Annotated in this window: 14 protein-coding genes; 3 read left to right on the plus strand and 11 right to left on the minus strand. The window is 63.5% G+C overall.

Annotated features, from left to right (window positions below):
• Positions 1-124: 124 nt before the first annotated feature.
• The 4 genes from hflX to trkA form a co-directional block, all read right to left on the minus strand.
• Entirely contained in the window at positions 125-1402 is a 1278-nt protein-coding gene (hflX, locus tag BMX04_RS02880) for a GTPase HflX (protein WP_074784910.1), read from the minus strand.
• Complete coding sequence (hfq, locus tag BMX04_RS02885; protein WP_008283145.1) at positions 1399-1638, minus strand: RNA chaperone Hfq; 240 nt, start codon at positions 1636-1638, stop codon at positions 1399-1401. Before hfq ends, hflX begins: the two co-directional genes overlap by 4 nt.
• Positions 1639-1755: 117 nt before the next feature.
• Positions 1756-3279, minus strand: a complete 1524-nt coding sequence (locus BMX04_RS02890) for a TrkH family potassium uptake protein (RefSeq protein WP_050661587.1) — start codon at positions 3277-3279, stop codon at positions 1756-1758.
• Between the two features lie 4 nt (positions 3280-3283).
• Positions 3284-4663, minus strand: coding sequence for a Trk system potassium transporter TrkA (gene trkA, locus BMX04_RS02895; RefSeq protein WP_074784911.1), 1380 nt, complete (start codon positions 4661-4663; stop codon positions 3284-3286).
• A 32-nt stretch (positions 4664-4695) separates the two neighbouring features.
• On the opposite strand from trkA, the gene BMX04_RS02900 reads away from it, so the two are divergent.
• From BMX04_RS02900 to BMX04_RS02910, 3 genes are all read left to right on the plus strand, one after another.
• The gene (locus BMX04_RS02900; protein ID WP_083398062.1) at positions 4696-5238 is read left to right on the plus strand and encodes a hypothetical protein; all 543 of its coding nucleotides are present in this window, start codon (positions 4696-4698) and stop codon (positions 5236-5238) included.
• A 210-nt stretch (positions 5239-5448) separates the two neighbouring features.
• Positions 5449-6375, plus strand: coding sequence for a LysR family transcriptional regulator (locus BMX04_RS02905; RefSeq protein ID WP_276325608.1), 927 nt, complete (start codon positions 5449-5451; stop codon positions 6373-6375).
• A gap of 54 nt (positions 6376-6429) precedes the next feature.
• A complete protein-coding gene (locus BMX04_RS02910) occupies positions 6430-6846 on the plus strand; it encodes a hypothetical protein (RefSeq protein WP_074784913.1) in 417 nt (138 codons plus the stop codon).
• A gap of 20 nt (positions 6847-6866) precedes the next feature.
• On the opposite strand, the gene phoB is transcribed toward BMX04_RS02910, so the two are convergent.
• The 7 genes from phoB to BMX04_RS02945 form a co-directional block, all read right to left on the minus strand.
• A complete protein-coding gene (gene phoB, locus BMX04_RS02915) occupies positions 6867-7556 on the minus strand; it encodes a phosphate regulon transcriptional regulator PhoB (protein ID WP_074784914.1) in 690 nt (229 codons plus the stop codon).
• A 17-nt stretch (positions 7557-7573) separates the two neighbouring features.
• Entirely contained in the window at positions 7574-8302 is a 729-nt protein-coding gene (gene phoU / locus BMX04_RS02920; RefSeq protein ID WP_074784915.1) for a phosphate signaling complex protein PhoU, read from the minus strand.
• Positions 8303-8324: 22 nt separating this feature from the next.
• Entirely contained in the window at positions 8325-9125 is an 801-nt protein-coding gene (gene pstB, locus BMX04_RS02925) for a phosphate ABC transporter ATP-binding protein PstB (RefSeq protein WP_074784916.1), read from the minus strand.
• A 15-nt stretch (positions 9126-9140) separates the two neighbouring features.
• Positions 9141-10469, minus strand: coding sequence for a phosphate ABC transporter permease PstA (pstA, locus tag BMX04_RS02930; RefSeq protein WP_074784917.1), 1329 nt, complete (start codon positions 10467-10469; stop codon positions 9141-9143).
• Positions 10466-11938, minus strand: coding sequence for a phosphate ABC transporter permease subunit PstC (gene pstC, locus BMX04_RS02935; protein ID WP_074784918.1), 1473 nt, complete (start codon positions 11936-11938; stop codon positions 10466-10468). The genes pstA and pstC overlap by 4 nt, the downstream gene beginning before the upstream one ends.
• 92 nt (positions 11939-12030) lie before the next feature.
• Entirely contained in the window at positions 12031-13071 is a 1041-nt protein-coding gene (locus tag BMX04_RS02940) for a substrate-binding domain-containing protein (RefSeq protein WP_074784919.1), read from the minus strand.
• Positions 13072-13219: 148 nt separating this feature from the next.
• Complete coding sequence (locus tag BMX04_RS02945; RefSeq protein ID WP_074784920.1) at positions 13220-14257, minus strand: ATP-binding protein; 1038 nt, start codon at positions 14255-14257, stop codon at positions 13220-13222.
• Positions 14258-14259: the final 2 nt, after the last annotated feature.

Below are 14259 nucleotides of genomic sequence, written 5' to 3' on the forward strand. Positions count from 1 at the left end.
AACGCGGGAGTGTTGGCTGGCATAAAGTGCGATCCACATAGGTTGCTGCGCCCACCCGGCGGTCGGGCACTGCACGGCTTGTCTCTGAAACCGCCAACGGCAGTTCCAGACCACCACGCCCCGCTCACATATCTTCGAACTGCTGCTCCTGCCGGGCCGTCCAGCGGACGGTCAGATCAAAGCCGTCCTCGGTCTGACGCTCATCCTCAACCAGGTCCTTCTGAAACAACCACGCGCGCTTGCGGCCCTCGTCGAAGCCCAGGTGCACGTCGCTCAGGTGCCGCACCTCGGCGAGCGCCTGTGACACCGCCGTGACCAGATCGTCGATGCCCTGCCCCGTCACCGCAGACAGCGCCTGAACCCCGTCCTGCCGGGCTGCCTGCGTCATGGCAGCGGCGCGCGCTTCATCCTCCAACCGGTCGATCTTGTTCCATATCTCGATCTGCGGCACCGTGTCCTTGACCCCAAGACTTTCGAGGATCGTCGCCACGTCGCGCGCCTGTGCCGCGCTCTCGGGATGCGAGATGTCGCGCACGTGGCAGATAAGGTCCGCCTCCAGCACTTCTTCCAGCGTGGCGCGGAACGCGGCCACCAGTTCGGTCGGCAGGTCGCTGATGAAACCCACCGTGTCCGACAGGATCACTTCCGCTCCGCCGCCCGGCAGAACGACCCGGCGCATCGTCGGGTCGAGCGTTGCGAAGAGCATGTCCTTGGCCATGACATCTGCGCCGGTCAGGCGATTGAAAAGTGTGGATTTTCCGGCGTTTGTATAGCCGACCAGGGCGACGATCGGGAACGGCACCTTGGCGCGCGCGGCACGGTGCAGGGTGCGGGTTTTGACGACCTTTTCCAACTGCCGCCGCAAGCGCACCAGTTGCTCGTCGATGGCGCGCCGGTCGGCCTCGATCTGCGTCTCGCCGGGGCCGCCGACAAAGCCCAAACCACCACGCTGCCGCTCGAGATGGGTCCACGCCCGCACGAGGCGCGTGCGCTGATAGCTGAGTGCGGCCATCTCGACCTGCAGCACGCCCTCGCGGGTCGCCGCCCGGTCGCTGAAAATCTCCAAAATCAAACCGGTCCGGTCGAGGATCTTGATATCCCACGCCTTTTCCAGATTGCGTTGCTGCACCGGTGTCAGGGGCCCATCGACCAGCACCAGATCAGCCTCGGCGGCGGTGATCGCCTCTTTCAACTCCTCACGCTTGCCCTTGCCAAAGAGCCGCCCAGCATCGGGCTTGCGCAGCCGCACGACCTGTGCGCCAGCGACCTCCAGATCCGGCAGTGCGTGGGCGAGCGATACCGCCTCTTCGAGCGCAAGTTCAGGGTCGCGCGCCCTATCGGCGCCGACAATCTCGGGGTGGATGACCCAGGCCCGGGTGATCGGGCGAGCATGTTCCTTCAATTGGCGTCGTCACCGTCATAGAGGTTCACGGGCTGCGACGGCATGATCGTCGACACGGCATGCTTGTAGACCAGCTGCGATTGACCGTCGCGCCGCAACAGAATGCAGAAATTGTCGAACCAGGTAATCACACCTTGCAGCTTGACCCCGTTGATCAGGAATACCGTGACCGGGATCTTGGTCTTGCGCACCTGATTGAGAAACGCGTCCTGCAAATTTTGCCGATCAGAAGCCATTCAATATCCTGCCTTTTTTCTTGCGCACGCCGCGTATCGGCGCGTCTTTCATCCCTGACACGCAAGCGAGTATGTCCTGCCAGCGCGTGAGTTTCCAGCCCAAAATTGCGCGCCCGGTCAATCCCGCCAGACCGTGGGGTTGAGCAGCGCGATCAGCGCGAGCGTCTCGAGCCGACCCAGCACCATTGCCGTCGCATAGACGAGTTTCGCCCCCTCGCCCAGCTGTGCCAGCCGGATCGGCTCTTCGCTGGCGGCATGGATCAGCGGGCCGGTGGTCGACAGGCCCGACAGGGCGAGGATCAGCGCGGATTCGAAGGTCTGACCAAACAGCGCCAGCACGGCGGTCAGCGCGGTCAGCGTCAGCGCAAACAGCATGAAGAAGATCCACGCGATATAGGCACCCTGCCGCCGGATGCGCCGTCCCGGCCCCGAGGCGCGCCCGACCGAGGAGGGATGGATGAGCCGCTCCACCTCGCGTTGGCCATGCAGGTAGAGGGCATAGACCCGCAGCAGCTTTACCCCGCCCGCCGTGGTGGCCACGCCGCCGCCGACCAGCGCAAGTCCCATCAGGATGAGCCCCGGTGTCTTGAGCCCGGACCAATCGCGGGCCGCCTGCCAGTCGGCGCTCTCGAAGCCGGTGGTCGACAGGAACGACAGCACCGTGAACACCGCCCCCCAGAGCGAGCGCAGCACGCCCTGCCAATCGGCGGGGTCGGACACCTCGAAGGCACCAATCCAGTGCCGCAGAAACAGCAGCATCGGCACCCCCGCCACGATCATCAGGCCCAGCCGGAACTCAGGGTCGTAAAACAGTCCCTGCCGCACCGTCGGCACCGTGTCCGACGAGAATGTGAGCCGCGACAACGAGAAGATCAGGAACAGGAAGATCGCGAATTCCCCGGCAAAACCCGAAACCCCGTTCTGCAGACCACCGATCGAGGAAATACCGCTGGTCGACATCGTCGACATCGCGTGCACGGCGGCCACGAAGGCGCGCTCGCCACCCGCCATGAGAATGATCCAGAGCGCCGCTGTCAGCCCGATATAGACCGGTCCGAGGGTCAGCGTGATCTGCGCCAATCGTCGCGCCGGGCTTGCCCGCTGGAACCGCCCCAACAGGGCGTCATCCTGCCCTGGTTCAGCGCGTACCGTGACCTCGAAGCCCCCGAGGCTCATCGGCGCGAGCACGGCGGAGGCGGAAATCCAGATCAGCAATCCCCCCGACCAGCCGACAATGGCGCGCCACAGGTGCAGGCTGTCCATGATCCGCCCCGGCACACCAAAGAGCGTGGCCCCGGTGGTGGTGAAGCTCGACACCATCTCGAAATAGGCGTTGAGATATGTGGTCGTCTCTACCCCTTCGTAGAACGGCAGCGCCAGATAGACCGGCAGCAGCAGATAGGCCAGCAGCAACGAGGCGAGGTTTTGCGCGTCGGTCATCTCGCGCGCCGCATCGCGCCCCGACATCGCCAGCCCGATCACCACGACCAGCGCCAGCCCCAGGAGCCCCGAATTCCCAAACGCACGCGCCACGCTGCTATCGCCGCGCATCAGCGCATCGACCATCGGCAGGAACATCAACAGACCGGCGACACCGGCGAGAATGAGGATCAGGGGAAATCGCAGGAGACGCGCGGTCATCGGATCAGAAATAGTCGATTGAGACCTGCAGCAGCTTTTCGACCGCTGCCACATCCGCCGCAAGCGCGAAGATCACCACCGCGTCGCCCGCCTCGATCCGCAATCCGCCGCGCGGCTTGTGGATCTTGTCGCCCTTCTTAACGCCGCCGAGCAGCACCCCTTCGGGAAAGTCGATATCGCGCAGCGCCGCCCCGGCGATCGACGAGGTCGACATCACTTCGGCCTCGATCACCTCGGCCTCGGCATCGCCGATGGAATAGACGCCGCGCACCCGCCCGTGCCGGATATGCCTCAGGATCGAACTGACGGTTGTGGCGCGCGGGTTGATATAGGCGTCGATGCCCAGTGGATCGAGCAACGGCACCATCGTGGGATCGTTGATCAGTGAGATCGCAAAGGGGCAACCCTCGGACTTGGCGCGCACGGCGGCAAGCATGTTTGTCTTGTCGTCATCAGTCACCGCCAGCACCGCATCCGCGCGCGCAATGCCTGCCTCGGCCAGCAGCGCCGCGTTGAGCCCGTCGCCATTCAGCACGATGGTCCGTTCCAGCGCATCCGCCGCGCGTTCAGCGCAGGCGCGGTTCTTTTCGATCACCTTGGCGCGGATACGCCCGCCGGGTCGCTTTTCCAGGGCCTGCGCCACCGCAAGGCCGATATTGCCACCGCCGATGATGACCACGCGCTCTTGCTTCTTTTGCGACTTGCCGAAAACCTCAAGCGTGCGCGGAACGTCATCCACCGGCGCGAAGATATAACACTCGTCGCCCTCGAACAGCTGATCGCCGGATTCAGGCGCAAAAAGCCGCCCCTCGCGGCGCACCGCCAGCACCACGACCCGCAGCGTCGAGAACAGATCACTCAACTGCCGCAGCGGTGTGTTGAGCACCGGGCAATCCTCTTCCAGGCGGATGCCCATGAGCTGCGCGCTGTCGTCCATGAAGGTCACGGTGTCGAAGGCGGCAGGGGCTGCCAGACGCTGCAGCGCGGCCTGCGCGACCTCGCGCTCGGGGCTGATCACCACGTCGATGGGCATGTGATCACGGCGGTAGAGATCGGAATAGATCGCGTCGAGATAGGACTGGCTGCGCAACCGGGCGATCTTGCGCCGGATGTCGAACACCGAATGCGCCACCTGGCAGATCACCATGTTGACCTCATCGGAATAGGTGGCGGCGATGATCATGTCGGCATCGCGCGCGCCCGCGCGGTCCAGCACGTCCGGATAAGAGGCAAAGCCGGTGAGCCCCTGCACGTCGAGCGTGTCGGTGGCCCGGCGCACCAGATCGGGATTGTTGTCCACGACCGTGACATCGTTGCGTTCGCCCGACAGATGCCGCGCGATCTGCCAGCCCACCTGACCGGCCCCGCAGATGATGACCTTCATGTCTCTTGCCTCATCCTGTCTGACGCCGTTGCATGACAGAAGGGTCAGATGCGGTCAATTGCTTTGTCCCCGGCGCGCGGCCCGGCTATGATGCGGGCATGACCCGTATCGCTCGCCTTTCTCTCGCCTGCCTCGTGCTGCTTGGTGCCTGCGCACCGCCCGCGCTTTATCACAAGCCCGGGGCCGACCCCGCGCAGATCGAGGCCAACCTGACCGCCTGCCTTGTCTCGGCCCTGAACCAGGTGCCGCGCGACATCCGCACGCGCTACATTCCCGCGCAATACGCGCCCTACCGCTACTGCAATTCGCATGGCCGGTGCTACACGCGCCACCGGTTGATCAGCCCGGCACGCACCGAAAGCTATGATGCCAATGAGGGCCTGCGCGCCCGCGTCACCGAGCAATGCATGGCGCAGGCGGGGTATCGTCCGGTGTCGCTGCCGCAATGCGACCCGGACCGGGTGCGCGCGGCCCAGATCGTGACGGACGCCCCGCAACCGCGCCTGGACGCCACAAGCTGTACGCTGCGCCTGCCGACGGGCGAGTGGCGGATCGTGACGCCGGGCGGCGCGTAAGCGCAACCGGCGCTTTTCCGATACAATCCGTCGCTGTGCCGCAGGCGCCTTGCGCAACCATGCGGTAATCACGTAAATGTGATTTTGTCTTCGTTCCCCGGTGCGACGCTGCATACCGGGTATGCACAGACGCCGCTTGTAGAACGAAGCGCGACCGCCATATGCGGCTCACTTTAACTGTTTCCCAGTTCCGAACAATCTTCACATGAGGTGCCCCAAGGTTTGCCCACAACGTCCTCGCCGCCCCCTTCTTTCGCGCGCATTTACGATGACTTGCGCGTTGTCCTGACCGTTCAGCGTTGCGGGTCAATGACCAATGCCGCAAGCGAGATCGGCACCACCACCTCCACGGTGTCGCGCCAGATCGCGCGGCTACGCGAGACGCTTGGCATCTACCCATTCGTGAAAGCCGATGGCGATTGGCATCTCAACCCCGCACTGCGGGATTTGGTGACGGCGTTCGAACAGGCTGACGGTATGCTTGAAAGCGAACTGGCCCGCCTGCAAAGCTATCAGCCGACCGCGAAACGGGACGTCAAGATCGGTGCGCCCCCCACGGTGCTGTCGCATATGCTGAGCCAGGGCATACGGGAGTTCGTGAAGACCAGCCCCGGCATTCGGCCGGTCCTGGAAAGCCGCGTGCACGAAAGCGGGCTTGGCACCACGGATATCAGCGTGGTCTTCTACCCGCCCGAATCTGGGCGCGTACGGGTCAAGCGCTGCGGCGTGCTGGATTTCGCCCTCTTCGCGCCCAAAGGCTGGCGCAATGGCGATGGATGGGTCAGTTTGGGAGAGCGCGTGGCCGGACCTTATATCGAGGCGCGCCGGCATTTTTTCAACAGCGATCCCACCGTCCTCGTCGACAGTTTCCCACAGGCCATACGCGTCATGCGTGATATCGGTGTGGCGGGCGCATTGCCCGTCATCGTTGCCGCACAGGAACCCGATCTTGAATTGATCGGTCCTGCGGGCCTCGACGTCACGCGCGATCTCTTCGTGATCCATCATGAGACCCGAAGCACCGATCCTGACATCCGCGCAACAGTGAACTGGGTGAGCACGCAATTAATTGAAGCAAAACGAAAAACGCGCGAGTTGCGCGAAATGCAACATCGCTTTTGCGATAGCCTGGCTTGAAGCAAACACGTCTTGGTTGCACAGTTCGCTTAAAAACAAGCAATCGAGGCAGACATGATACAGGCATTCGGCACGGCTGGTCTTCTCAGCCGACTATACCTCGCGGCATTCTTCGCGTCACACGTGACCCATGCCCTGGCCCCCGGCGCGTTGAAGACGTGGACCGGGACCACGACGCAGGCTCTGCACACCGGCGATCCCTGGATGGATATCGCCGTGGCGGCACTACTGAGCCTTGTGGTGATCTGGTTGGCGCTTGGGGTCCATAGCCGGATCGTGGCACTGATCGGCTTCTTGATCTGCACCGCCACGGTTATCTTGCATGGCGACACATGGATAAATTCCGCCCGGGTCGATCTGTGGACATGGCCGCATGTCACCGCGCTGTTGGCGGTCGTGATCCTTGCCATCACCGGCGGCGGGACATGGCGGCTCTATTCCGGGGGCTGGCGGGTTCGCCATTCGATCTGATCGCCCCGACCGGTTGCGCGTCAGCCAAGCGCGTAGCCGGCCCCGCGTACGGTGCGCAAGGGATCATCGCCGCCATGCTGGCACAGCGCCTTGCGCAGCCGCCCGATATGCACGTCCACGGTGCGGGTATCGACATAGATGTCACGCCCCCAGACCCGGTCGAGCAATTGCTCGCGTGACCAGACGCGTCCGGGCTTTTCCATGAAGGTCGAGAGCAGCCGAAACTCGGTCGGGCCCAGCTTCAGCGGCTGGTCGCAGCGGGTCACGCGATGGGTCTCGGCGTCCAGAACGATATCGTCATATTCCAGCCGCTCGCCCACCGTGGCGGGCCGCGTGCGGCGCAGTTGCGCGCGCACCCGCGCCATCAGTTCGACCAATGAATAGGGCTTGATCACGTAGTCATCGGCACCGGTTTCCAGCCCGCGCACCCTGTCCACCTCCTCAGAACGCGCCGAGAGCATGATGATCGGAATAGCACGCGTCTCGGAGCGGGTCTTGAGCTGGCGACACACCTCAATGCCCGACACATTGGGCATCATCCAGTCGAGCACGATGATGTCAGGCGGCATTTCCGACACCATCAACAGCGCCTCCTCGCCATTGCTGGCGGTGACGACGCGGAACCCGTCCGCTTCAAGGTTATAGCCCAGAACCTCGCGCTGCGCGGGCTCATCCTCGACCAGCAGCACTGTGGGTTGATCGGCGGACATCGGCGGTCTCTCCTGTCTCAGACGTTGATATCAGGCGCGATGCCGGGATCGACCGAAGTCGTGTCGCCCTTGGGGCGTGGATCCTCGGGCATCTCGCCGGACACCAGATAGATCACCTGTTCCGCGATCGAGGTCACCAGATCGCCCATCCGCTCGGTGTTCTTGGCGATGAAATGCAGATGCATGCAGGGCGTGATGTTGCGTGGGTCTTCCATCATGAAGGTCAGGAATTCGCGGAAGATCGCATTATACATCTGATCGACGTCCTGATCACGGTGCATCACCTCGAGCGCCAGATCGGCATCGCGCTGAATATAGGCGTCGAGCACGTCCTTGAGCATCTCCTCGACCTCGCGCGCCATCCGGCGCAGCGCGGCGGGAGAGCCGTTGACCGGGGCCATGCTCGACAGGACCGAGGTGCGCTTGGCCATGTTCTTGGCATAGTCGCCGATCCGCTCGAGGCTGGCGGAAATCTTGATCACCGTCAGCACGAGGCGCAGGTCGCGCGCGGTTGGCGCGCGCAGTGCGATGACGCGGGCGGCCTCTTCGTTGATCTGCTCTTCGAGGGCGTCGATGGCCTTGTCGCGGCCGCGCACTTCCTCGGCCAGTTCCTCGTCGCGGGTTTCGAGCGAGCGGGCGGCGTCGGCGATGGCGCGTTCAACCATGCCGCCCATCTTCATGATCTGCGCCTGAATGGTTTCGAGATCGCGGTCGAAGGACGAGACGATATGCTGCTGGTCTGACATTGGAATGATCCTGATCCTGGCCTCAGCCGATGCGCCCGGTGATGTAGCTTTCGGTGCGCTCATCTTCGGGGTTGGTGAAAATGGTGCCGGTGTCGCCGTATTCGACAAGGTTGCCGAGATGGAAGAACGCCGTCTTCTGGCTGACGCGCGCGGCCTGCTGCATGGAGTGGGTGACGATCACCACGGAATAGTCCTGCCGCAACTCGTCAATCAACTCCTCGACCTGCGCGGTGGCAATCGGATCGAGCGCCGAACACGGTTCGTCCATCAAGAGAACCTCGGGCGCGGTGGCCACGGCGCGGGCGATGCAAAGGCGCTGCTGCTGGCCACCCGAAAGGCCCGTGCCGGGCTGATCGAGCCGGTCCTTGGCCTCATTCCACAGCGCGGCGCGGCGCAAGGATTTCTCGACGATCTCGTCGAGATCGGCCTTGGTGCGTGCGAGCCCGTGGATGCGGGGGCCATAGGCCACATTATCGTAGATCGACTTGGGGAACGGATTGGGCTTCTGGAACACCATGCCCACCTTGGCGCGCAGCTGCACCGGGTCCACCCGCTTGTCGTAGATGTCCTGGCCGTCGAGCAGGATATCGCCCTCCACCCGGCAGATGTCGATGGTGTCGTTCATCCGGTTGATGCAACGCAGGAAGGTGGATTTACCGCAGCCCGACGGGCCGATGAAGGCGGTCACGGTGTTGTCGAGGATATCCACATCCACGTCCTTGATGGCGTGGGTGTCGCCATAATAGACCTGCACCTTGCGCGCGGCGATCTTGATTTTGTCTTGGGTCACTTTGTTCTCCGCAAGATTAGGGGCGTCATACATGGTGGGATACCTTTCTTACCAGCGGCGTTCAAACCGGCGACGCAGGATGATCGCGATAATGTTCATGGTCAGCAGGAAGACGAGGAGCACGATGATGCCGCCCCAGGCCTTTTCATAAAAGCTCGGATCGGCGCGCGCGGCCCAGGTGTAGATCTGCGCGGGCATCGCCGAGTTGGGGTCCATGAAGCCCGACACCACGCCGTCCGGATAGCCGCGCGCGACAAAGCCGACCATACCGATCAGCAAAAGCGGCGCGGTTTCACCAAGCGCCTGCGCAAGCCCGATGATGGTGCCGGTCAGGATACCGGGCATGGCGAGCGGCAGCACATGGTGAAAGACCGACTGCATCTTGGACGCGCCGACCCCGAGTGCCGCATCGCGGATCGACGGCGGCACGGCGCGCAGCGAGGCGCGGGTCGAGATGATGATCGTCGGCAGGGTCATCAGCGTCAGCACGAGCCCCCCAACAAGCGGGGCCGATTGCGGCAGATGCGCGAACTGGATGAAGACCGCGAGGCCGAGGATGCCGAACACGATGGAAGGCACCGCCGCGAGGTTTGAGATATTCACCTCGATGAGGTCGGTGAACTTGTTCTGCGGTGCGAATTCCTCGAGGTAGATCGACGCCGCGACGCCGATCGGCAGCGACAGGACCAGCACCACCAGCATCATGAAGAACGACCCCACGACCGACGCCCCGATACCTGCACCGCCGGGATTGTCCACGCCGGAATCGGTCCCGGTGATGAAGGTCCAGTTGAGACTGGAGCGCACGATACCGGCCTCTTGCAAGGCATCGACCAGATCGAGATCGGCAGCCATCAGAAAGCGGCTGTCCTTGACAGAGTCGCGGGTCAGTCGCCCGTTAAGATAGCCATCAACGCGCGAGGACGCAGCCAGCTCGAAACTGACGGGCGTGCCGATCTCACCGGGATTGGCCTGGTAATATTCGCGCAGCGTGCTGCCGACCTTGCCGAGCAGTCGCTCGATCGAATCTTCGTCGAAATCCATCTCCATTCCACGCGCGTCAAGCTGCTGCTTGAGCGCGTCGATGAAGAGGGTCTGATAGGCCTTAGTCTTGAAAAGCTCGCCTTCAGCGGCATCGATTTGCGGTTGCGTGATGGTGAATTCGACCCCGACAATCGTCCGCGTGAAGGCCGGGCTACCGGAACGGATGATCGACACCGCCAGCACCACTAGAAAGAAGATGCCGATCAGGATCGCGGTGAGGCCATAGGCTTTGAACCGGGCCTCGGCGCGGTTGCGGCGCTTGGTGCGCGCATCCTGAGTTGCGAGCGAGCTGCCGGGACGGTCTCCGCCGGTGTTGAGCGTTGCGTCGGTCATTCATACTGCTCCCGGTATTTGCGAACGATGTAGAGGGCAAAAATGTTGAGCCCGAGCGTGATGACAAAGAGCGTCATGCCGAGCGCGAAAGCCACCAGCGCCTCGGGCGAGGCGAAATCGGCGTCACCGGTCAGCTGGCTCACGATCTTGGCGGTGACCGTGGTCATCGCCTCGAACGGATTGAGCGACAGCCGTGCAGCAGCCCCTGCCCCGAGCACCACGATCATGGTCTCCCCGATGGCGCGGCTGGCTGCCAGCAGGATCGCACCCACGATGCCCGGCAGTGCGGCGGGCAGCACCACCTGCCGGATGGTTTCAGACTTGGTGGCCCCCAGCCCGTAAGAGCCGTCACGCATCGCCTGCGGCACCGAGTTGATGATGTCATCGGACAAGGAGCTGACAAAGGGGATGAGCATGATGCCCATCACCAGACCAGCGGTCATCACCGCCGTGCCAGCCTGCATCCAGCCCAGACCGTCCTTGCCGAAGACCGCCATCAGCAGCGGCCCGACAGTCAGCAGCGCGAATAGACCGTAAACGATGGTCGGGATACCCGCGAGCACCTCCAACATCGGCTTGGCGAAGGACCGCACCCGCGGGGTGGCGTATTCCGACAGGTAGATCGCTGCAAATAGCCCGACCGGCACCGCAACCATAAGCGCCACGATGGAGATATAGAACGTGCCCCAGAGAAGCGGCAGAACCCCCAGTTCAGAGCTGCCCCCGCGCCCGGTAAAGGACGGCGACCACGTGGTGCCGAAGAAGAAGTCCCAGGCCGGGTAGAGGCGGAAAAACTCGATGGTGTTGAACACCAGCGACAGCACGATGCCCAGAGTGGTCAGAATCGCCACCGAGGCGGCGGCAACCAGCACGCCACGCACCACGTATTCGACCACGTTGCGGGCGCGAAATTCGGGGCGCATCTCGCGCATACCCCAAGTGGCCCCGGCAAGGGCCACGAGGATCACGAGCGCGCTCAGGATCAGGTTGCCGGTGTCATTCATGATCCGATAACGCTGCGCCGCCTGCAGGATCGGCTGCGTGACCTGCGCGGTCACGATCTGCCCGGCATCCTTTAGCCGCTGAGTGACGTCGTTGAAGTCACTGCGCGCGTTGCGGGCGAAGTCCTCGGTCATCAGCCCCTGCGCCACGGCATTGTCGAGCCCTTCGGAGGTGCGGCGTACCTCTGACATGATCAGACCGCGGCTGGAGCCATCGGGGATCGCGCTTTCGGGAATATCCGCGGCGACGGTACCGTTAACGATCATCGGCTGCGCCAGCAACCAGACCAACAGCAAAAGGAAGGACGGCAGCACAACCTTGAGAGCGACGTTATATCCGTAATAGGAGGGCAGAGAATGCAGGTCGCGGCTGTCGCCGCCAACCCGTGCCATGACACGCGCCCGTCCCAGCACATAGCCTGTGGTCGCAATGGCAAGAACGATCAAAATCAGCCAGAGAAGCGGCATGCGGGCCCCCGTATCATCAATTCATGTTGGCAAAGCAGACAAAACGGGGGGCGGCGTCAAAACCGCCCCCCGAGCATGGCAGGACGGGGCTATCAGGAGCCGCCGCCCATTACCTTTTCATTCGCGACTGCGGACTGAACTTCGGCCAGTTCGGGGTCCGAGACGAGGCCGTAGTTCGACAGCGGGCCGCCGGGGCCTGCGATTTCGTCGGCGACGAAGAACTGTGCGTATTCCTTCAGGCCGGGGATCACGCCGATATGCGCTTTCTTTACGTAGAAGTAGAGCGGACGCGACACCGGGTATTCACCCGAAGCGATAGTCTCGGTCGAGGGAGCAACGCCGCCCATGGTGGCAACCTTGAGCTTGTCGGTATTGTTCTCGTAGAATGCGAGGCCAAACACGCCGATGCCGTTGGTGTTCGCGTCGATGCGTGCCAGCGTCTCGGTGTAGTCGCCGTCGATGTCGACAGACTTGCCGTCGGTGCGCACGTCGAGGCAGGCATCCTCGGCGTCGTCCTCTGACATGCCGCCGTCCATCATCGCCTTCATCGCGCCGGTTTCTTCACAGCCGACCAGCAGAACCTTCTCTTCGAAGACTTCGCGGGTGCCGTGCTTGGTGCCGGGGATGAACATGGCGATTTCAGCGTCGGGCAGATCGCTGTTGAACTCGGCCCAGCTGTTGTGCGGGTTGGCAACGATCTCGCCGTCCTTGAGCACCTGCGCGCCAATGGCGTTGAAGATGTCGGTCGGCTGGAATTCGGTGAAGGCGGGGCCGGACTGCTGGCTGGCGAAAACGATGCCGTCATAGCCGATGCGCACTTCGATGATGTCGGTCACGCCGTTTTCGGCGCAGGCCTTGATCTCTTTTTCGCGGATTGCGCGCGAGGCGTTGGCAACGTCGATGGTGTTTTCGCCGACGCCTTCACAGAAGCGCTTGAGGCCCGAGGACGAGCCGCCCGACTCGACGACCGGTGTCGGGAAATCGGTGTTGTCGCCAAAGAGTTCGGCAACGATCGAGGCGTAGGGCAGAACGGTCGACGAGCCGGCGACCTGTACGTTGTCGCGAGCGGCAGCGCTGCCTGCGGCCAGAGCGGCCAGAGCAGCGGCGGAAACGGTGGTTTTGAGAAGAGACATGGATTGCTCCCTGAGTTCGGTTTCACAGGGCCGCCCGGCAGGGCGACCTTGGGGGCGGTGCTAAGCACTTTCAGCGACGCTTTTGTTACACTTATGTAACCGTTTTATGACAGTCGCCGATTTGCCGGAAATCGTTGGAAAAAAGGGCTCAGGCGATCCAGCGCGGCAGGATCACGGTGAATTCGCTGCCCTCGCCGGGGGTCGAGGAGATTCGCAGCCGCCCCCGGTGGCGGTTGACGATATGTTTGACGATCGCCAGCCCCAGACCGGTGCCCCCCATCTCGCGCGAGCGGTGGGTATCGACCCGGTAAAACCGTTCCGTCAGGCGCGGAATATGCAGCGGATCAATGCCCGGCCCGGTATCGCGCACCCGCGCCACGACGGCGGGCATGCGCAGGGTGGCGTCCTTGGGGTGCCGGTCGAGCGTGATGGTGATCCGATTCTCCGCCCCGCCATATTTGATCGCGTTCTCGATCAGGTTGGTGAAGACCTGCTGCAGCTGATCGGCATTGCCGGGTGCCTGCATGCCCTCGCCGCCCTCGAAGATCAGTTCCGTGCCGCTCTCGCGCGCCAGCGGGCGCAGCATGTAGACGACCGAGCCGATCACCTCGGAGAGATCCACCGCCTCGCGCGGGCGCACGCGTTCCTCGCCCTCGACCCGGCTGAGTGACAGAAGATCGCGCACCAGCCGCTCCATGCGCGCGGCCTCGGTCTGCATGATGCCAAGAAACCGGTCGATCGCCTTCTCGTCGCGGCGTGCAGGCCCCTGCAGCGTCTCGATGAACCCCATGAGCGCGGTGAGCGGCGTGCGCAATTCATGGCTGACATTGGCGACGAAATCGCGGCGCATCTGTGCGGCCTGCTCGCGCTCGGTCATGTCCTCGAACGACACCAGCACACCGCGCGTGCTGTCGGTCTCGACATAGGCCACATGCACCTCGAAACTGCTGTCGCGCCCGGCCTCGGAGATCTGGTAGCCGGTCTTGCGCCGGGCGTGGTCGCGCAGCGTGGCCTCGATCGCCTCCAGCACATCAGGCTGGCGCAGGGCGGTCAGGAAATGCCGCCCGACAATGCCCTGCCCCATCATATCGCAGGCCGCGTCATTGGCCGACGCGATGCGCTCGTCCGGGCCAATGAGCAGCGCCGCGAGCGGCATGCCCGCCAGAACCGAGGCCAGACCCTGCATGG

The organism is Roseovarius tolerans (assembly GCF_900109855.1).
GTDB classification, from domain to species: domain Bacteria; phylum Pseudomonadota; class Alphaproteobacteria; order Rhodobacterales; family Rhodobacteraceae; genus Roseovarius; species Roseovarius tolerans.